This is a genomic window from Microbacterium sp. CFBP 8794 (assembly GCF_014841235.1).
Lineage (GTDB): Bacteria > Actinomycetota > Actinomycetes > Actinomycetales > Microbacteriaceae > Microbacterium.
On record NZ_JACYTT010000003.1, the window covers coordinates 490,113 to 509,174 of the forward strand.

The window sequence follows — 19,062 nt, forward strand, 5'->3', positions numbered from 1 at the left end:
GGACAGTTACCCGAAAACTGCCCGCAAAGCCGGAACCGGCTCTCAGAGCGGTCCGACCGAACGCATGATGCGTTCCAGCTCCTCCAGTATTCGACAGCTGTCCCACCGTCGTCTGTAGGCATTTCGGGGGACACTTCCGAGGTTTAGGCGGTGAATCCGTTCCAGCCGGCCATGCGGTCGAGCGGCCGGCGCAGCCCGCGCGCCGAGAGCTCCCACCGCGAGCGCGTCGCGGTCTCGGGCACCGTGGCGTCGGCCACCTCGCGCAGGTAGGCCTCGCTGACCACGACGACCGCCGCAGCCAGCTCCTCTTCGGTGGGGGTGCCGCGGACGACCTCGGCGACGGCGCGCGGTGCGCCGGGGTCGATCCCGGCGTCGGTGCTCGGCCGGCTCACAGCGGGATGTTCCCGTGCTTCTTGGCGGGCAGGCTCGCGCGCTTGTTGCGCAGGGCCCGCAGGGCCTTGGCGATCGACACGCGCGTCTGCGCCGGTTCGATGATCCCGTCGAGCTCGCCGCGTTCGGCGGCGAGGAACGGCGATGCCACGTTGTACGTGTATTCGTTGGCCAGGCGCGTGCGCACGGCGGCGACGTCTTCGCCGGCCTCTTCGGCGCGCTTGATCTCGCCGCGGTACAGGATGTTGACCGCGCCCTGACCGCCCATGACGGCGATCTCGGCGGTGGGCCAGGCGAGGTTGATGTCGGCGCCGAGCTGCTTCGAGCCCATGACGATGTAGGCGCCGCCGTAGGCCTTGCGCAGGATCACCGTCACCAGCGGCACGGTGGCCTCGGCGTAGGCGTACAGCAGCTTCGCACCGCGGCGGATGACGCCGGTCCACTCCTGGTCGGTGCCGGGGAGGTAGCCGGGGACGTCGACGAGGGTGACGATGGGGATCGAGAACGCGTCGCAGAAGCGCACGAACCGGCTGGCCTTCTCGCCGGCGTCGATGTTCAGGGTGCCCGCCATCTGCGACGGCTGGTTGGCGATGATGCCGACCGTGCGTCCCTCGATGCGGCCGAAGCCGATCACGATGTTCGGGGCGAACAGCGGCTGCACCTCGAGGAAGTCGGCGCCGTCGACGAGCCCGGAGATGACCGTGTGGATGTCGTACGGCTGGTTGGGGGAGTCGGGGATGACCGTGTTGAGCGAGCGATCGGCATCGGTCGTCTCGAACTCGAACGGGGTGTCGTACACCGGGATCTCGGCGAGGTTGTTGTCGGGGAGGTAGCCGATGAGGCTCCGCGCGTAGTCGATCGCGTCGTCCTCGTCGTCGGCGAGGTAGTGCGCGACGCCCGAGCGGGTGTTGTGCGTGTGTGCGCCGCCGAGCTCTTCCATCCCGACGTCCTCGCCGGTGACGGTCTTGATCACGTCGGGACCGGTGACGAACATCTGGCTGGTCTTGTCGACCATGATGACGAAGTCGGTGAGGGCGGGGGAGTACACGGCCCCTCCGGCGGCGGGGCCCATGATGAGCGAGATCTGCGGGATGACGCCCGAGGCCGCGGTGTTCAGGCGGAAGATCTCGCCGTACTTGCCGAGGGCCACGACGCCCTCCTGGATGCGCGCTCCGCCGGAGTCCAGGATGCCGATGATCGGGATGCCGCTGCGCAGGGCCAGCTCCATCACCTTGATGATCTTGTCGCCGGCGACCTCGCCGAGCGACCCGCCGAAGGTCGAGAAGTCCTGCGCGTACACCGCGACGGTGCGGCCGTGGATGGTGCCGGTGCCGGTGACGACCGAGTCGCCGTAGGGGCGGGACTTGTCCATGCCGAAGGCGGTGGTGCGGTGGCGGACGTACTCGTCGAGTTCGACGAACGAGCCGGGGTCGACCAGCATCTCGAGGCGCTCGCGCGCGGTGAGCTTGCCCTTCGCGTGCTGCTTGTCGCGGGCGGCGGCTTCGGCGTCGACGACCGCCTCCTGGAACCTGGTGCGCAGGTCCGCGATCTTGCCGGCGGTGGTGAAGAGATCGGGCTGGTCGGTCACGCTTTCCACCCTAGCGACCGCGACGGCACCGGCGTTGGAGGGTACGCACAAGCGAAACCGTGGGGTGCTGTGGCATCCGTCCACCGCCGTCCCTGCCCGGTGACGCGCCGACGCGCAAGACGGGTGCCCCGATCCGGCGGGATCCCTAGGGTGTGGTGCATGGCGATTCCCTCAGACGGTTACCCGCGCACCGCGGCCCGGAGCCCCCGTGTCCAGGTGGTCGAGACCACCGACTCCACGAACGCCGACGTCGTCGCCGCGGTCACGCACGATCCGGCCGGATGGCCCCATCTGTCGCTGCTGGTGACCGACGACCAGCGCGCGGGGCGCGGGCGGCTCGACCGGTCGTGGACGGCGCCGGCGGGGACCGCGCTCGCGGTGTCGCTGGTGGTCGACGCCTCGACGATCCCCCTCGCGCTGCGCGGCTGGGTGCCGCTCGCGGCGGGCGCCGCGATGACGCGGGCGATCCGTACCCAGCTGACCGGTCACGGGGGCACCGCCGAGCTCAAGTGGCCGAACGACGTCCTCGTCGACGGCGGCAAGATCTGCGGCATCCTGGCCGAGGCCGTGCCGGGGACCTTCGACACGGTCGTGGTCGGCGCGGGGATCAACACGCGCATGAGCCGTGCCGATCTGCCGGTGACCACGGCCACCTCGTTCGCCGCGATCGGTGCCGAGTGCGACGACGACCGCCTGCTCGCCGACTACGTCGAGCACTTCGACGACCTGCTGTCGCACCTGTCGTCGGGAGGAGCCGAGCGCGTGCACCGCGACATCGAGAAGCTGTGCACGACGATCGGGCGCGAGGTCACGGTCTCGCTTCCCGACGGAACGAGCGTGCGAGGGCGCGCGTCGCGCCTCGACGCGGATGGTCGCCTGGTCGTCGAATCCGGAACGATCGAGACGATCGTCTCGGCCGGCGACGTCGTCCACGTGCGCTGACGGGCACGCGCGCCGACGGGCACGCGCGCCGACGGACGCGAGGGCGCACGGGCGATGACCCCGTCGCCGTTCCGCGTGTGCGACGGGTCTGACGCGGCTCACGCCGCACAATGAGAACGTGACCCAGCCGACCAGCTCGATCGGGCGCCCGCGCACGCCGGCGCCGGGCACCGCCGCGCCGGAACTGCGCATCGCGCGACTGCGCGCGCACGCGCGGCGTCTGACGTGGTCGGCCCTCGTCCTGATCGCGGTCGCGGGGGCGACGGCCTACTTCTACGACAACCTCCCGGCGCCGTACGAGAACTGGATGCTGCTGACGACGGCCGGCGCGCTCGTGCTGCTGCTCGTGGTCATCCCGTTCCTCGTCTGGCTCTCGCACACCTGGACCATCACGACGCGCCGGGTGATCGAACGCTCGGGACCGTTCGGGGCGAACCACCGCGAGATCTCGCACGTGCGGGGCTACGCGATCCAGATGCGGCGCGGCATCCTGCAGCGCCTGTGGGGCGCGGGAACCCTGTCGCTGTCGAACGGCGTGGAGCCGGCGCTGCGCATGAAGAACATCCCGAACGCGGTGCTCGTGCACGAGACCCTCGTCGACCAGGTCGAGGTCAATCAGATCCTGGCGCACCGCGATTCGCAGACGTTCGGCTCGGGCTCGGTCGACGTCTGACCCGAGCGGCGCCTCCCGGAGTGGGCGGTACCCGGCTCGCGCCCCCGTGACGGGCCCGACAGAATGGATGCCGACGGAAGGAGCGGCATGGTGCTGCGAGTCGGAGTGGTCGGTGGCGGACAGCTGGCGCGGATGATGATCGCGCCCGCCGTGGAGCTGGGGCTCGAGATCCGCGTTCTCGCCGAAGACGAGGGGATGTCCGCGGCGCTGGCGGCGACCGCCGTGGGCGACTACCGCGACGTCGACACCGTGCTGGCGTTCGCTCGCGAGGTCGACGTGATCACCTTCGACCACGAGCACGTGCCGCAGGACGTCCTGGCCGCCCTCGTCGATGCCGATGTCGCCGTGCACCCGGGTCCCGCCCCCCTGGGGGTGGCGCAGGACAAGCTCGTCATGCGTCGACGCATGGCCGAGCTCGGCCTCCCGCAGCCCGAGTGGGCGGCCGTCGCCGACGCCGCCGACCTGCAGTCCTTCCTCGACGACCACGGCGGTCGCGCGGTGGTGAAGACCCCGCGCGGCGGGTACGACGGCAAGGGCGTACGCGTCGTGTCGGCCGCGACCGAGGCTGACGACTGGTTCGCCGCCCTGGCCGAGGACGGCAACGGGGGCTCGCTCCTGGTCGAGGAACTCGTCGACTTCACCCGCGAGCTCGCGCAGCAGGTGGCGCGGCGTCCGTCGGGCGAGGTTCGGGCCTACCCGATCGTCGAGACCGTGCAGCGCGGCGGCGTCTGCGCCGAGGTGCTCGCCCCGGCCCCCCGCGCGGCCGACCGGGTGCAGCGCGTTGCGGCCGAGATCGGCGTCGCCGTGGCCGAAGGGCTGGGGGTCACGGGCATGCTCGCGGTCGAGCTGTTCGAGACCACCGACGAGCGCATCCTTATCAACGAGCTCGCGATGCGTCCGCACAACAGCGGGCACTGGACGCAGGACGGGGCGGTCACCAGCCAGTTCGAGCAGCACCTGCGCGCGGTTCTCGACCTGCCGCTGGGGTCCACGGATGCCATCGCGCCCTGGTCCGTCATGATCAACGTCCTCGGCGGTCCCGTCGACGGCACCCTCGAGGAGCGCTTCGCGCCGGCCATGGCCGCCCACCCGTCGGCGAAGATCCACACCTACGGCAAGGCCCCCCGCCCGGGTCGCAAGGTGGGGCACGTCACCGTCATCGGCGACGACCTCGACGATGTGGTCTACGAGGCGCGCGGCGCCGCGGCGTTCTTCGACTGAGCCCGCGCTCGCGCGCCGTTCCGGCTTCTTCCAGCGAGCCGCCCTACCCTGGACCGGTGACCCGGCCGCTGCATTCCTCCGAGACGCCCGTGGTCGGCGTCGTCATGGGCTCCGACTCCGACTGGCGCGTGATGAGCGACGCCTCTCAGATGCTCACCGAGTTCGGCATCCCCCACGAGGTGGAGGTCGTCTCGGCGCACCGCACCCCCGACAAGCTCATGCGCTACGGCCGCGAGGCCCGCGGCCGTGGGCTGCGCGCGATCATCGCGGGGGCCGGGGGTGCCGCGCACCTGCCGGGGATGCTGGCCTCGGTCACCGCCCTGCCGGTCATCGGCGTCCCGGTGCAGCTGGCGACCCTCGACGGTCTCGACTCCCTGCTGAGCATCGTGCAGATGCCCGCCGGCATCCCGGTGGCGACCGTCTCGATCAACGGGGCGAAGAACGCGGGACTGCTCGCCGCGCGCATCCTGGGCACCTCCGACGACGCGGTGGCCGATCGGATCGAGTCGTACGCCCGCGACCTCGAGGCACAGGTAGAAGAGAAGAACCGCCGCTTGAAGGACTCCCTGTGAGCGTGGCGGCCCCGCCGCGCCCCCGCCGGCAGGCGCCGCTCATCGAGTCGCGCCCGCTGCGCAACCCCGATGCCTCCGATCCCGCGGTGATGACCCGCCGCGGCTGGTGGCTCGTCGTGATGAACTTCCTCGTGCCGGGGTCGGCCCAAGTGCTCGCCGGCACCCGCCGGCTGGGGCGCATCGGCCTCGGCGCGACCCTCGCGATGTGGGCGATCCTCGTGCTCACCGCCGTCGGTGCGGCGCTCTGGCCGAGCGGATTCTTCGCCCTGGCGACGGGCTCGTTCATCCCCGAGTTCCTGTCGTGGTTCCGCCCGCTGCCGCTCACCCTGGTGCAGATCGCCCTGGTGGCCTACGTCGTGCTGTGGGTCGTGCTCACGATCGACACCCTGCGTCTGGTGCGCCTGGTCAAGGTCGGGCCCGTCGCGAGGATCGGCATGACGATCGTCTCGGTCGGCCTGCTCGTGCTCTCGGGCTCGGGGGCGGCGTGGGCCGCGCAGACCGCGGGCGCCACGCGCGACGCGTTCGCCGACATCTTCTCGCAGTCGGCGCCCGTCGTGCCGCCCTCCGCCGGGTACTACAACATCCTCCTTCTCGGCGCCGACTCCGGCGAGGGTCGCGACTCCATGCGCTTCGACAGCATCTCGGTGGTCTCGGTCAACGCCACCACCGGCGCGACGACCATCACCGGCATCCCGCGCGACATGCCGGGCTTCCCCTTCGCTCCGGGCCCGATGCAGGACGAGTACCCCAACGGCCACGAGGGCAAGTTCGACCCGACCTGCGGGTGGGGGAGCGGCATCAATCAGCTGCGCACCGAGGTCGAGGTGTGCCAGGACGGCAACGCGCTGTACCCGAACGCCGTGTCGCAGGGCTCCGAGCCCGGCATCGAGGCCACGAAGGACGCGGCGGAGGGCATCCTCGGCATCCAGATCCCGTACTACGTGCTCATCGACATGAAGGGATTCGCCGACGTCATCGACGCGCTCGGCGGAATCGACATCACCGTCAACGAGCGCCTGCCCAAGGGCGGCCCCGCCTACGACGGGCAGCCCGTCGACGACTGGGCGTTCGGCTGGGTCGAAGCGGGCGCGCAGCACATGGACGGCGACACCGCCCAGTGGTTCGCCCGTTCGCGCTACACGACCAGCGACTTCGACCGCATGGGTCGCCAGCGGCAGCTGCAAGAGGCGATCCTCGCCCAGTTCACGCCGCAGAACGTGCTCTCGCACTTCCAGGAGGTCGCGAAGGCGGGAACGAACGTCGTCGAGACCGACCTTCCGCAGGGCCTCATCGCCCCCACGCTCGTCGACCTCGCGCTGAAGGCCAAGGGACAGCCCGTCGGCACGCTGGAGCTGACCCCCGAGGGCGGCGTCGACGAGTTCGACCCCGACTACGCCCAGGTGCAGCAGATGGTGCGCGACAGACTGCACCCGCCGACCGAGACGGAAAGCCCCACCCCATGACCGTCACCCTGCGCGTCGTCCTCGACCAACTCGTCTCACCGACCTCGCGCGACCTCGCCGAGGCCTCGGCGTCTCTCACCCAGGCGCTCGTCGACACCGCCCCGCGCGGCTGCGACGTGGCGTCGATCGTCCCCGCGCCCGGGCTGCCCGACGACGTCGGCGTGACCGGGCTCACCTCCGAGACGCGCCTGGCCGTGCGCCGTCGCGAGCTCGCGACCTCGTGGCAGCTCGGGGTCGCCCCCGGGATCGGCAAGGGTCTCATCCACTCGCCGACCGCCCTCGCCCCCCTCGTGCGCCACGACCGCGTCAACGAGACGCACCAGATCGTGGTGACCCTGTGGGATCTGCGCGCCTGGGAGACGCCCGACGAGCTGCCCAAGGCCGAGATCCTCGCGAGCCGCGCCCTGCTCTCGCGCGTCGCCAAGCACGCCGACGCCGTCGTGGTTCCCACCCACGCGATGGCCGAGCGTCTCGCCGAGGTCGCCAAATCCAAGCTCGTGCAGAAGGTGCGCGTCATCGGCGGCGCCCCCGCCGCGGGCCTGCGCGTTCCCTCGGATGCCGTGGGACGCCTGCGCGCGCTCGATCTGCCCCTGTCGTTCCTCGCCGCCGCCGGAGGTGCCGCCGCCTCGGACGGACTCGCCGAGGTGTTCTCGGCCGTCGTCGCCTCGGGCTGGGAGGGCGACGTCGTGGTGTTGGACGTCCCCGAGGGGGAGGAACCGGCGATCGCCGACATCGCGGCGGCGGCGGGTCTCGCCGAGGCCCGCGTGCACGCGCGCGGCTCCCTCGACCGCTGGGACCGCGCGGCGGTGCTCTCGCACGCCGCGGCCTTCGTCACCGCGTGCGGACGCACCGATTGGCCGTGGCGCACGGTCGACGCGCTCGCCGTGGGCGTGCCGATCGTCGCCCTCGACACCCCGGTGCACCGCGAGGTGCTCGCCGACGCCGCGGTCTTCGCGGCCGCCGACGAGCTGGGCGCGGCCGTGGCACGGGCCATCGCAGAAGACGCCGACCGACTGCGGGTCCTCGCCGGCGACCGGGCGAAGGGCTTCGCCTGGGAGGCCTGCGCCGACCGGGTCTGGGCCCTGCACGCCGAGTTGTGACCGCAGCGGACGACAGCGCGACGGCCCCCTAAGCTCGGACGCATGCCTGCACCCGTCGGGATCGTCGTCCGCACCCGTCAGCGTCCCGGATTCCTCCGGCGGGCGTTGACCGACATCGCCGCCCAGACCGAGACCGAGTGGCGTCTCGTCGTCGTCAACGACGGCGGAGACCCCGCCGAGGTCGACGCGATCGTCGCCGCCGCGGAGCTCGGCGATCGCGTGGACGTCATCCACATCGCCCCGGGAGACGGAGGGCGGTGCGCGGCGGCGAACGCCGGCATCCGCTCCCTGCGCACCGACTACGTCGTGCTGCACGACGACGACGACCGGTGGCATCCGGAGTTCCTCGCCCGCACCGGTGCCTGGCTCGACGCGCACCCCGACCAGGCGGCCGTCTCGGCGGCGACCGAGATCGTCTACGAAGAGAACCGCGGCGGCGCGTGGGTCGAGGTCGGCCGGGCCCCCTTCTGGGCGGGCATGACGCGGATCTCACTCGGCGAGATGATGTCGGTCAACCGCGCGGTGCCCATCTCGTTCGTCTACCGCCGTGCGCTGCACGACGAGGTGGGTGGGTACGACGAGACCCTCGACGCCGTCGAGGACTGGGACTTCTACCTGCGCATCCTGCGCGGGCACGACATCGGCTTCCTCGGCGGGGAGCCCCTGGCCTTCTGGACGCAGCGCCCCGACTCCGTCGGGCTCGACGCCAACAGCATGTTCGGCCTGGCCGCCGAGCACGCCCGCGACGACGCCGTCGTGCGCGACCGCGCCCTCGCCGAGTGGGTGCAGCGGGAGGGGGCCGGTCTGCCGCTGTACATGTCGGCCCTGCAGGCCCAGTTGAGCGCTCAGCTCGACGGCGTCGCGGAGCGTCTGCGGGCCGAGATCCGCGACGATCTGCGGCGCGAGATCGACGCGCACCAGCCGGTTCTCTCGCGCCTGCGGGGGTGGCGCCGCCGCCTCGGGCGTCGGTAACGGCCGCTTACCGATTCCACGCAATATTCCCATCCGTCACTCAAGCCACGCATAATGAACGCGTGAAGCACGCTTTCGACGCCGCCCGCCCGTCTCGCTCGAGGCGCGCGCGTGTCGCGCTGCCCGGCCTCCTGCTCGTGGCGGGTGTGCTGACGCTTTCGGCCTGCGCCACCCCGGTGGCGGGGGCCAGCCCGTCGCCGACCGCGTCGGCCACGGCGTCTGCCTCGCCGACGCCGACGGCGTCGCCGTCCGAGACCGCGGCTCCCGAGCCGACCCCCACCGAGAGCGCCACCGCCGACGCCCCGTACAACGGCGAGGTGCTCGTCATCACGTCAGAGGTGCGCGATGGCAACCTCGAGGTCACCGCGATGGTCCCCGGGGTGTCGGAATCGGGGGGAACCTGCACGCTGACGCTCGACGACACCCAGGCGTCCGTATCGGTCTCCGCCAACGAGGGCAAAGACGTCACCTACTGCGGCGTGATGTCGATCGCCGTCGACACGACCTCCGCCGACGTCGCGTTCCACGTCGGCTACTCCTCGTCGAACCTGCGCGCGCAGTCCGAGACGGCCACGATCGAGCTCGCGCCGTGAGGCAGCGGTCGCGCCGCCGCAGCGTTGCGGCGGTCATCGCCACGTGGGCCTGCGCCATCGCGCTGCTGGCCGCGGTGCCCGTCACCCTCCCCGCGACGATCGCCCCGGTCGAGTCGGCCGCCGCGGCCGACGCCCGCGACTTCAACCCGGGCAACATCATCGACGACGCGGTCTTCTACGACGGCTCGGCGATGGGCGCGGGTGAGATCCAGAGCTTCCTCAACGGCAAGGTCACCACCTGCCGGTCGGGCTACACCTGCCTCAAGGACTACCGGCAAAACACCGACGACCGCCCCGCCGACAAGTACTGCAACGGGTACGCCGGCGCGGCCAACGAGAGCGCCGCGACCATCATCGACAAGGTCGCGCGCTCGTGCGGGATCAGCCAGAAGGCGCTGCTCGTCCTGCTGCAGAAGGAGCAGGGCCTGGTCACCTCGACCGCCCCATCGGCCTGGAACTACTCCGCGGCCACCGGCCAGGGCTGCCCCGACACCGCGCCGTGCGACGCGTCGACCCAGGGCTTCTTCTACCAGGTCTACTACGGCGCCCGGCAGTTCGAGGTGTACCGCATGAACCCCAGCTGGTGGGGCTACCAGGCGGGCCGCTGGAACAACATCCTCTACAACCCCAGCGCGAGCTGCGGCACGCAGCGGGTCTTCATCGAGAACCAGGCCACCGCGGGGCTCTACATCTACACCCCCTACGTGCCCAACCAGGCGGCGCTGAACAATCTCTACGGCGAGGGCGACGGCTGCTCGGCCTACGGCAACCGCAACTTCTGGCGTACCTACTCCGACTGGTTCGGCTCGACGCAGGCCGGCGGCCGCCCCTTCGGCAACCTCGACGCCATCGAGGCGTACCCCGGCGGCATCCGTGTGCGGGGGTGGGCGATCGACCCCGACACCTCCGACCCGATCCAGGTGCACGCCTACCTCGCGGGCGACGCCACCGCGCTCACCGCCGACGGCGACCGACCCGATGTGGGCTCGGCCTATCCCGGCAGCGGCAGCAGGCACGGCTTCGATTCGCGCATCCCCGTGACCCAGGGGGGCAGTGGGCAGGTGTGCGTCTACGCCATCAACACCGCCCGCGGGTCCAACGTGACCCTCGGATGCCGCGACATGCCGTTCTACACCGGGTCACCGGTGGGCGCGGTCGACGCGGTGAAGGTCTCGTCGGGCTCGGTCACGGTCTCGGGATGGGCCATCGACCCCGACACGGCCTCGTCGATCGACGTGCACGCGTACGTCGACGGAGTCGGGACGGCGCTCCGCGCCTCCGGCTCGCGCACCGACCTCGCCACGCACTACCCCGTGCACGGCACGAAGCACGGCTACAGCGCGACGCTGAAGGTCCCGCTCGATGCGAAGCAGATCTGTCTGTACGGGATCAACACGGGTCGCGGCGACAACACGACCCTCGGCTGTCGCAGCGTCATGACGCCGGCCTCGCGCGACATCGGTCGCGCGCCGATCGGCAGCCTCGACGCCGTCGACGTGGCGGGCACGTCGGCCCGCGTGTCGGGCTGGGCGATCGACCCCGACACGAAGAAGTCCATCCCGGTGCACATCTACGTCGCCGGAGCCGGTCGGGCCATCACCGCCGACGACTCCCGTCGCGACGTCGGTGGGGCCTACCCCGCGTACGGCAACGCCCACGGCTTCTCCGAGGTCGTCGACCTGGTGCCCGGCAAGAGCACTGTCTGCGTCTACGCCATCAACACCTCGGGCGCCAACACCACCCTCGGATGCCGCGACGTCACCGCGGCCGATCAGGGGCGCGCGCCCATCGGGAACTTCGAGTCGGTCTCGGTCTCGGGGCGCAGCGCCACCGTGACCGGCTGGGCACTCGACCCCGACACCGTGCGTCCCATCGCGGTGCGCATCTCGGTCGACGGCAAGGTGACCCGCCTCACCGCCCAGGCCAACCGCCCCGACGTGGCCGGCGCCTATCCCGTGTACGGAGCGGCCCACGGGTTCTCGCGCGCGGTGGACATCCCCATCGGCCCCTCGAAGGTCTGCGTCACCGCCGTCAACACGAGTGGGCCCGACACCGACCTCGGATGCCGTTCGATCACCACGCGCGACGAGGGGCGCACCCCGATCGGCAGCGTCGACGACGTGAGCGTCTCGGGCACGACCGCCACGGTGCGCGGGTGGGCGATCGATCCCGACACCGCGCGTCCCATCGCCGTCCACGTGTACGTCGGGGGTTCTGCCACGGCGCTCACCGCCGACCGGAGCCGGCCCGACGTGGGCGCGGCGTATCCGCCCTACGGTTCGGCGCACGGGTATCAGACGAACGTGCCGATCCCGGTCGGCACCTCGCGCGTGTGCATCTACGCGATCAACACCGCCGGTGCCAACCCCCTGCTGGGCTGCCGCACCGTGACCGGCATGGCCGGTGCCCCGGTGGGCCGTCTCGATGCGGCCAGCGGAGGGACCGGCACGGTGTCGGTGCGGGGCTGGGCGTTCGACCCCGACGTGAAGGGTCCCGTGACCGTGCGGGTCGCCATCGACGGCACGACGCGCGAGGTCCGGGCAGACAAGAATCGGCCCGACGTGGGGGCGGCCTTCCCGGCCGCCGGCTCGGCGCACGGTTTCGAGCAGCGGCTGACGGCCTCGAAGGGCACTCGGCAGGTGTGCGCGAGCGTCGTCGACGACAAGGGCGGCACCCCCGTGTCGCTGGGCTGCACCTCGGTCACGGTCCGCTGAGGCAGGGCGAGCCGAACCGCTGAACGGGCCCGTCGATCGTCGCTGCGATCGACGGGCCCGTTCAGCGTTTCGCCGGCTCGGTCGGCGTGTGTCCGGCGTCGCCTCGTCGGCGTATCGCCGACCCCGCGGGGTCGAGCGTCAGCCTCGAGTGCCGCTCACCGCGTCGGGGAGGGCGGACACGTGCTCGCTCTCGTCGGCGCCGCGGACGACGAGCGCGCGGGTGAGCACGGCCAGCCCGCCGAAGAAGGCGATGCCGAGCAGGGGTACGGCCAGCGGGGGCGACCACTGCCACGCGGCGAGGAAGTCCGCGGTCTCACCGGCGAGGTAGCGGTGGGCCGTGCGGACGGTCGTGACGGTCACCCCGAGCACGAGGAACGCGGGGAGCAGCCACCGCAGCATCGCCACGAGCCGGTTCACGCCCGCGTCGAACGGAACGCGGTCGGGCCCGGAATCGACGGCGAGGGCCGCGATGACCAGCAGGGCGGCGACCAGCGGCATCGTGTAACGCCCCTGCCAGCCGTACCCCGACCACTGCAGGCCCGACAGGACGCCCGGGATGAGGGTCGCCGAGGCGAAGGCGAGCAGGATCGCCCACCGCGCCCGCCGGGAGGCGAGACCGAAGCAGAGCACGACGACACCGCCGAGCAGCAGGATCCACGACGTGGACAGGATGTTCGGGCTGCGCAGATCGAGCCAGCCGAGGTTGCCGTACATCTGGGTGACCTGCTCGTGGTAGTTCGAGTAGAACACCGAGATCCCCGCGAGCCCGTCGCCGAGGGTCGCCGGTTTCTGCACGCCCACGTAGTTCGTTCCGTGCAGGACGACCCACGCGACGCTGAAGCCGGTGACCACGGCGATGCCGCCCGCCACGATCCAGACCCGTCGATCGGTCAGCAGCCGGCGTGTGCGAGCCACCCCGGCCAGCAGCAGCAGAGCCACGGCGGTGACGGCGAGGAACAGCGGCGAGAGTCCGCGCGAGACCACGAGCACGCACGACGCGGCGAGCAGGAGGGTGTGCTCCTCGCCCCAGCGGGTGGTTCGCGGACCGCACGCCACGGCGAAGCCGGCGACCGTGGCGGCGAAGAGCGTGGCGATCTCCCAGGCGCTGGGGTTCAGCACCATGCCGACGTAGAGCGTCATCGGGGTGAGCAGCAGCGAGGCCGCGAGCAACGGCAGAGGGGTGCGCGCGGTGCGTCCGAGCAGCGACAGCCCCCACGCGAGGAAGAGGGCCGTGACGAGCGCCGCGAGACCGCGGGCCAGGTACAGGCCGTATTCGGTGGGGACGAGCAGGGTGCCCAGGCCCGTCCAAAGGTAGAAGACCGGGTTGTAGAGCCCGGCGTTGGTCTGTGCCAGCACCTCGGCGGTCGAGGTGATGCGCAGCGGGCCCTGGCAGGCCGCGGTCACGTCGGGCTGGAAGGCGATGCAGCCGGCGAACAGATCCATGTTCGCGAACCGCGCCGGCAGGGTGGGCTCGAGCATTCCCGCCTGTCCCCGCACGACGGCTGCGGCGTACACGTAGTGCGCCGCCTCATCGGCCCCCGAGGCGATCGGCAGGAAGATCGCGCCGGACAGCAGTATCGCCAGCAGGGCGACGAAGATGACCGCGATGTGGGGCACACGGTGCCGGGGGAGTGACAGACGGAGGGGGAACGAAGGCATCGGGTGGATCTCTCTGGGGCCGACGTTCACCGGCATGGTGAAGGCGGCGACGGCCGGTGCGATCTTACAAGCCGTCTCCTCCACACCCCCTCGGCGTCCGTCGGGCGACGGCGGGCCCGCTGGTACGATGATGCCGATGTCTGCGGCACGATCGAGCACTCTGGTCATCGTTCCCGCCTGGAACGAGGGCGAGAGCGTCGGTCCCACCGTGCGGGAGATCCGCGCTCAGCCCGAGGGGTGGGACATCCTCGTCGTCGACGACGGGTCCCACGACGACACGGCGCAGCGAGCCCGCGAGGCGGGGGCGACGATCCTCTCGCTGCCCTTCAACCTCGGCGTGGGCGGAGCCATGCGTGCCGGCTTCCGCTACGCGCAGCGCCACGGGTACACGCGGGCCATCCAGGTCGACGCCGACGGCCAGCACAACCCTCGCGACATCGCCGCGGTGCTCGACGGTCTCGAGTCCGCCGACATCTCGATCGGGGCGCGGTTCGCCGACGTCGGCGACTACGCCGCCCGAGGACCGCGCTGGTGGGCCATGCGCATGCTCGCAACGGTGCTCTCGCGCATCGCCGGCACGCGCCTCACCGACGTCACGAGCGGCTTCCGCGCCGCCAACGTCCGCGCGATCGACCAGTACGTCGTCTACTACCCGGCCGAGTACCTCGGCGACACGGTGGACTCCCTCGTCAACGCGCTGCACGCCGGTCTCACCGTCGTGCAGGTGCCCGTGGCGATGCGTCCGCGCGCCGCGGGGCGACCGAGCCAGAACCCGTTCGGCGCCGCCGTGTACCTGCTGCGATCGGTGTTCGCCCTGTCGCTCGCGATGATGCGGGGTTCCGCCACCAAGACCGGAGTGAGCGCATGATCGTCATCGCGGGAATCGCGTTCGCCGTCGTGGTGCTGACGATCATCGTCGTCCTGCTGCTGCGTAGACAGCTCCGCGAGAAGTACGCCACGCTGTGGCTGCTGATCGGTTTGGCCCTGCTGGTGATCTCGATCTTCCCGGGGCTCCTGGTTCAGCTCACCCACCTTCTGGGCGTGGAGGTTCCCGCCAATCTGATCTTCGCGATCTCGATCGTTCTGCTGGTGGGCGTGGCGCTGCACCTGTCGTGGGAGCTGTCGCAGGCCGAAGAAGAGATCCGTGTGCTCGCCGAAGATGCCGCGATCAACCGGGCCGACATCGAGGCCCTGACACGGCGCCTCGACGCGCTCGAGGGCGCCGGGTCCGTTCCGGGCCCCGCTCAGCCGTCCACCGAGGGTCCCGACCGCCCCTGACGCGGTGCGCGGGCCAGCCGCGACTCACGGCGTGGGCGACTCCGACGGGCGCGCCGGAAAGATCCAGTACCGGTAGGCGAAGTAGTTCCAGACGGTGGTCGAGCCCACCGCCACGATCTTGCCGACCACCCAGGGCAAGCCCAGGGCCGCGATGCCCGCGACGATGCCGGTCGTGGCGACGGTGTTGAAGGCGACGAGCGAGGTGTATTTCAGGGCGCTGGATGCCATGCCGGCGTCGGACGAGAAGGTGAAGGTCCGCTGCAGTACGAAGGTGACGGCGAAGCTGAGCAGGAAGGCCGTGGGGGTCGCGATGACCAGGGCCACCCCGAACACGTCGTGCAGCAGCGCCAGCAGGCCCACGTCGATGAGGAACGCCCCTCCTCCCACGACGAGGTAACGCACCGCGCTGTGCGACCAGACGCGGCGCACGGCGCGGGCGAGGGGACCGGAGTGGACCGGTCCCCGGCGCCCGCGGTCGCTCACGGGCGTTCGAGGTACTCGCGCAGTCGCACGCCGGCGTCGCCGAGCGGGACACCGGCGGCCTCGGTCGCTCGCGCGTCGAGCACGCTGTTCAGCGGACGGGGCGCCACCGGCCCCTGAGCGCCGGCGAAGTACTCGTCGGTGCTCACACCGCTGACGCGCGCGGGGTCGTGACCGGTCAGCTCGAACACCCGGCGGGCGATGTCGAACCAGGTGGTCGGTTCGCCCTGGCCCGTGACGTTGTAGACGCCGGCGGGGGCGCGCGTGTCGAGCAGGGCGCGGATCGCGGCGGCGATGTCGACGGTGAACGTCAGGCGTCCCACCTGGTCGTCGACCACGCGCGGATCGATACCGCGTTCGGCGAGGGAGGCCATGGTGCGCACGAAGTTGTTGCCCTCGCCGATCACCCAGCTGGTGCGCAGGATGTAGTGGCGGGGGACCGCCGACACGAGGGCGTCGCCCGCGGCCTTCGTCTGGCCGTAGACGCCGAGCGGTGAGACGACGTCGTCGGTCGAGTAGGCGCCGTCCTTCGTCCCGTCGAAGACGTAGTCGCTCGAGACGTGCACGAGGGTGATGCCGTTGGCGGTGGCGATCCGGGCGAGCGCGGCCACCGCGGTGACGTTCGCGGCCCACGCCTCGGTGCGCCCCTCCGGCGTCTCGGCCACGTCGACCTTGGTGTACGCGGCCGCGTTGATGATCGTGCCGTAGTCGCGCCAGCGGCGCGCGGTGTCGAGCTCGGGCGAGGTGAGGTCGAGCTCGGTGCGCGAGGCGTACTCGATCCACGGGTGGTCGCCGAACTCCGCGCGCAGAGCGAGGCCGAGCTGACCGTTCGCCCCGGTCACGAGGATCTTCTGCGGGGGCATGGGCACCACGTCGACGAGGCGCGGGTGCTGGATGTCCTTGGCGCTGATCTCGACCTCGTCGAGGGGGATGGGCCACGCGATCGCGGCGGTCTCGTCGGCGAGGTTGAGGAAGGTGTACGTGGCGTCGGGCGACCAGTGGTCGTTGACGAGATACGTGTACGCGGTGTCGGGTTCGAGCGTCTGGTACGAGTTGCCGACGCCGCGCGGCACGAAGATCGCCGTCGACGGGTCGAGCTCGGTGGTGAACACGGCGCCGAAGCTGTCGCCCTCGCGCAGATCGACCCAGGCGCCGAAGATCCGGCCGGTGGCGACCGAGACGTACTTGTCCCACGGCTCGGCGTGGATGCCACGGGTCGTGCCGACGGCATCGTTGAACGAGATGTTGTTCTGCACCGGGCCGAAGTCCGGCAGCTCGATCCCGGCGGCCGTCATCTTCTCGCGCTGCCAGTTCTCTTTGAACCAGCCGCGGGCGTCGCCGTGGACCGGCAGATCGAGCACGACGAGCCCCGGGATGGGGGTCTCGCGCACCGACAGGGACTTGCCGAACTCGATGGACACCGTGGTCACTGTCCCTTGCTGGCGTAGAAGGCTTCGACGCCGTCCTTGGTGGGTGCCCACCAGGCTTCGTTGTCGCGGTACCAGTCGACCGTGGCGGCGAGCCCCGACTCGAAGTCGCCGTAGGTGGGCTTCCAGCCGAGCTCGGTGCGCAGCTTGGTCGAGTCGATCGCGTAGCGCAGGTCGTGTCCGGGCCGGTCGGTGACGAGGTCGTAGGCGTCGGTGGGCTGGCCCGCGAGCTGCAGGATCAGTTCGACGACGCTCTTGTTGTCCTTCTCGCCGTCGGCGCCGATGAGGTACGTCTCGCCGAGCTCGCCCTTGTCGAGGATCGTCAGCACGGCGGACGAGTGGTCGTCGGCGTGGATCCAGTCGCGCACGTTCTCGCCCGTGCCGTACAGCTTCGGGCGAATTCCGCGGAGCACGTTGGTGATCTGACGGGGGATGAACTTCTCGACGTGCTGGTACGGGCCGTAGTTGTTCGAGCAGTTGCTGATGGTCGCGCGCACGCCGAACGAGCGCACCCAGGCGCGCACGAGCAGGTCGGAACCGGCCTTCGTCGAGGAGTACGGCGACGACGGGTTGTACGGCGTGTTCTCGGTGAAGCGCGCGGGGTCGTCGAGCTCGAGGTCGCCGTACACCTCGTCGGTCGAGATGTGGTGGAAGCGCACGTCGTGACGACGCGCCGCCTCGAGCAGCGTGTAGGTGCCGATGATGTTGGTGTCGAGGAAGGGGCGCGGGTCGTGCAGCGAGTTGTCGTTGTGCGACTCCGCGGCGTAGTGCACCACGGCGTCGGCCTCGGCGACGAGCGGGTCGACCACGGCGGCGTCGGCGATGTCGCCCACGACCAGGCGCACGCGGTCGGCGGGCAGCCCCTCGAGAGAGGCGCGGTTGCCCGCGTAGGTGAGCTTGTCGAGCACGGTCACCGTGTGGTCGGTGTGCGCGATGACGTGGTGCACGAAGTTGGAACCGATGAAACCGGCGCCACCGGTCACGAGAAGACGACTCATACCGACAGGTTACCGGGGCGCCCGGGCCGATCGCGGGGCACCCGGATTGGCAGGCGCCTCCGGATGGGGGAAACTGGACCTCATGCGCGGAATCATTCTGGCGGGCGGCACGGGCTCCCGACTGCACCCCATCACTCAGGGCATCTCGAAGCAGCTCGTACCGGTCTACGACAAGCCGATGATCTACTACCCCCTGTCGACCCTCATCCTGGCCGGGATCCGCGACATCCTCATCATCACGACGCCGCAGGACTCCGAGCAGTTCCAGCGGCTGCTGGGCGACGGTTCGCGCTTCGGGATCTCGCTCACCTATCGGGTGCAGCCCTCGCCGGACGGTCTCGCGCAGGCCTTCATCCTGGGCGAGGAGCACATCGGCTCCGACTCGGTCGCCCTCGTGCTCGGCGACAACATCTTCTACGGCCAGGGCATGGGAACGCGCCTGCGCCAGTACAGCGACCTCGACGGCGGTGTCGTCTTCGGGTATCGCGTGGCCGACCCCACGGCCTACGGCGTCGTCGAGTTCGACGCCGAGGGGCGCGTCGTCTCGCTCGAAGAGAAGCCCGAGCACCCCAAGAGCAACTACGCGGTCCCGGGTCTGTACTTCTACGACAACGACGTGATCGAGATCGCCCGTGCCCTCACGCCGTCGCCGCGCGGCGAGCTCGAGATCACCGACGTCAACCGCACCTACCTCGAGCAGGGGCGCCTGAGCGTCGAGCTGCTCCCGCGCGGCACCGCGTGGCTCGACACCGGCACCTTCGACTCGCTCAGCGAGGCGACGGAATTCATCCGCACGGTCGAGAAGCGTCAGGGGCTGTCGATCGGCTGCCCCGAAGAGGTGGCGTGGCGCATGGGCTTCCTGTCCGACGACGAGCTGCGCGAGCGCGCCGAGCCGCTGGTGAAGAGCGGCTACGGCCGCTATCTGCTCAGCGCTCTCGAACATGGCGCCGAGCGCTGAGCCGGAGCGGACGACACCTCTGACCGAGGAGACG

Annotated in this window: 18 protein-coding genes; 12 read left to right on the plus strand and 6 right to left on the minus strand. The window is 71.0% G+C overall.

All coding sequences use genetic code 11. The annotated features are described in order from the left end of the window. Positions 1 to 143: 143 nt before the first annotated feature. Positions 144 to 392, minus strand: coding sequence for an acyl-CoA carboxylase epsilon subunit (locus IFU19_RS16455; protein WP_192013540.1), 249 nt, complete (start codon positions 390 to 392; stop codon positions 144 to 146). Further along, positions 389 to 1,978, minus strand: coding sequence for an acyl-CoA carboxylase subunit beta (locus tag IFU19_RS09735; protein WP_191926318.1), 1,590 nt, complete (start codon positions 1,976 to 1,978; stop codon positions 389 to 391). The genes IFU19_RS16455 and IFU19_RS09735 overlap by 4 nt, the downstream gene beginning before the upstream one ends. Before the next feature lie 159 nt (positions 1,979 to 2,137). Between IFU19_RS09735 and IFU19_RS09740 the strand changes: the two genes are divergently transcribed. From IFU19_RS09740 to IFU19_RS09780, 9 genes are all read left to right on the plus strand, one after another. Then, the gene (locus tag IFU19_RS09740) at positions 2,138 to 2,920 is read left to right on the plus strand and encodes a biotin--[acetyl-CoA-carboxylase] ligase (RefSeq protein ID WP_192013542.1); all 783 of its coding nucleotides are present in this window, start codon (positions 2,138 to 2,140) and stop codon (positions 2,918 to 2,920) included. Between the two features lie 118 nt (positions 2,921 to 3,038). Beyond that, a complete protein-coding gene (locus IFU19_RS09745) occupies positions 3,039 to 3,593 on the plus strand; it encodes a PH domain-containing protein (protein ID WP_055936592.1) in 555 nt (184 codons plus the stop codon). 87 nt (positions 3,594 to 3,680) lie between these two features. Continuing rightward, positions 3,681 to 4,814 (plus strand): 5-(carboxyamino)imidazole ribonucleotide synthase, encoded by a 1,134-nt coding sequence (locus tag IFU19_RS09750; RefSeq protein ID WP_192013543.1) that lies wholly within the window; start codon positions 3,681 to 3,683, stop codon positions 4,812 to 4,814. Between the two features lie 104 nt (positions 4,815 to 4,918). Continuing rightward, positions 4,919 to 5,386, plus strand: a complete 468-nt coding sequence (purE, locus tag IFU19_RS09755; protein WP_055835907.1) for a 5-(carboxyamino)imidazole ribonucleotide mutase — start codon at positions 4,919 to 4,921, stop codon at positions 5,384 to 5,386. Continuing rightward, positions 5,383 to 6,849, plus strand: coding sequence for an LCP family glycopolymer transferase (locus tag IFU19_RS09760; RefSeq protein WP_192013544.1), 1,467 nt, complete (start codon positions 5,383 to 5,385; stop codon positions 6,847 to 6,849). The genes purE and IFU19_RS09760 overlap by 4 nt, the downstream gene beginning before the upstream one ends. After that, positions 6,846 to 7,949: a hypothetical protein gene (locus IFU19_RS09765; RefSeq protein ID WP_055834450.1), complete on the plus strand. Its 1,104-nt coding sequence runs from the start codon at positions 6,846 to 6,848 to the stop codon at positions 7,947 to 7,949. Before IFU19_RS09760 ends, IFU19_RS09765 begins: the two co-directional genes overlap by 4 nt. A gap of 42 nt (positions 7,950 to 7,991) precedes the next feature. Further along, the gene (locus IFU19_RS09770) at positions 7,992 to 8,921 is read left to right on the plus strand and encodes a glycosyltransferase family A protein (protein WP_055834452.1); all 930 of its coding nucleotides are present in this window, start codon (positions 7,992 to 7,994) and stop codon (positions 8,919 to 8,921) included. A 62-nt stretch (positions 8,922 to 8,983) separates the two neighbouring features. Beyond that, complete coding sequence (locus IFU19_RS09775) at positions 8,984 to 9,514, plus strand: hypothetical protein (RefSeq protein WP_055834456.1); 531 nt, start codon at positions 8,984 to 8,986, stop codon at positions 9,512 to 9,514. Further along, the gene (locus tag IFU19_RS09780; RefSeq protein WP_342343401.1) at positions 9,511 to 12,228 is read left to right on the plus strand and encodes a hypothetical protein; all 2,718 of its coding nucleotides are present in this window, start codon (positions 9,511 to 9,513) and stop codon (positions 12,226 to 12,228) included. Before IFU19_RS09775 ends, IFU19_RS09780 begins: the two co-directional genes overlap by 4 nt. A 138-nt stretch (positions 12,229 to 12,366) precedes the next feature. On the opposite strand, the gene IFU19_RS09785 is transcribed toward IFU19_RS09780, so the two are convergent. Continuing rightward, on the minus strand, positions 12,367 to 13,887 hold the full coding sequence (locus IFU19_RS09785) for a DUF2142 domain-containing protein (RefSeq protein WP_192013545.1): 1,521 nt from the start codon (positions 13,885 to 13,887) through the stop codon (positions 12,367 to 12,369). 130 nt (positions 13,888 to 14,017) lie between these two features. On the opposite strand from IFU19_RS09785, the gene IFU19_RS09790 reads away from it, so the two are divergent. Together IFU19_RS09790 and IFU19_RS09795 are read left to right on the plus strand one after the other, a co-directional pair. Continuing rightward, a complete protein-coding gene (locus tag IFU19_RS09790) occupies positions 14,018 to 14,755 on the plus strand; it encodes a glycosyltransferase family 2 protein (protein WP_055834463.1) in 738 nt (245 codons plus the stop codon). Next, positions 14,752 to 15,165, plus strand: coding sequence for a DUF2304 domain-containing protein (locus IFU19_RS09795; protein ID WP_055834466.1), 414 nt, complete (start codon positions 14,752 to 14,754; stop codon positions 15,163 to 15,165). Before IFU19_RS09790 ends, IFU19_RS09795 begins: the two co-directional genes overlap by 4 nt. A gap of 24 nt (positions 15,166 to 15,189) precedes the next feature. Here the strand turns inward: IFU19_RS09795 and IFU19_RS09800 are convergent, their stop codons facing one another. The 3 genes from IFU19_RS09800 to rfbB are packed head-to-tail and all read right to left on the minus strand — an operon-like array spanning position 15,190 to position 18,070. Further along, positions 15,190 to 15,648, minus strand: a complete 459-nt coding sequence (locus tag IFU19_RS09800) for a GtrA family protein (RefSeq protein WP_055834468.1) — start codon at positions 15,646 to 15,648, stop codon at positions 15,190 to 15,192. After that, entirely contained in the window at positions 15,645 to 17,066 is a 1,422-nt protein-coding gene (locus IFU19_RS09805; RefSeq protein ID WP_192013792.1) for a sugar nucleotide-binding protein, read from the minus strand. The genes IFU19_RS09800 and IFU19_RS09805 overlap by 4 nt, the downstream gene beginning before the upstream one ends. Positions 17,067 to 17,071: 5 nt before the next feature. Then, entirely contained in the window at positions 17,072 to 18,070 is a 999-nt protein-coding gene (gene rfbB, locus IFU19_RS09810) for a dTDP-glucose 4,6-dehydratase (RefSeq protein ID WP_055834471.1), read from the minus strand. 82 nt (positions 18,071 to 18,152) lie between these two features. On the opposite strand from rfbB, the gene rfbA reads away from it, so the two are divergent. Continuing rightward, positions 18,153 to 19,028 (plus strand): glucose-1-phosphate thymidylyltransferase RfbA, encoded by an 876-nt coding sequence (gene rfbA / locus IFU19_RS09815; RefSeq protein WP_055834474.1) that lies wholly within the window; start codon positions 18,153 to 18,155, stop codon positions 19,026 to 19,028. The last annotated feature ends 34 nt before the right edge of the window (positions 19,029 to 19,062 follow it).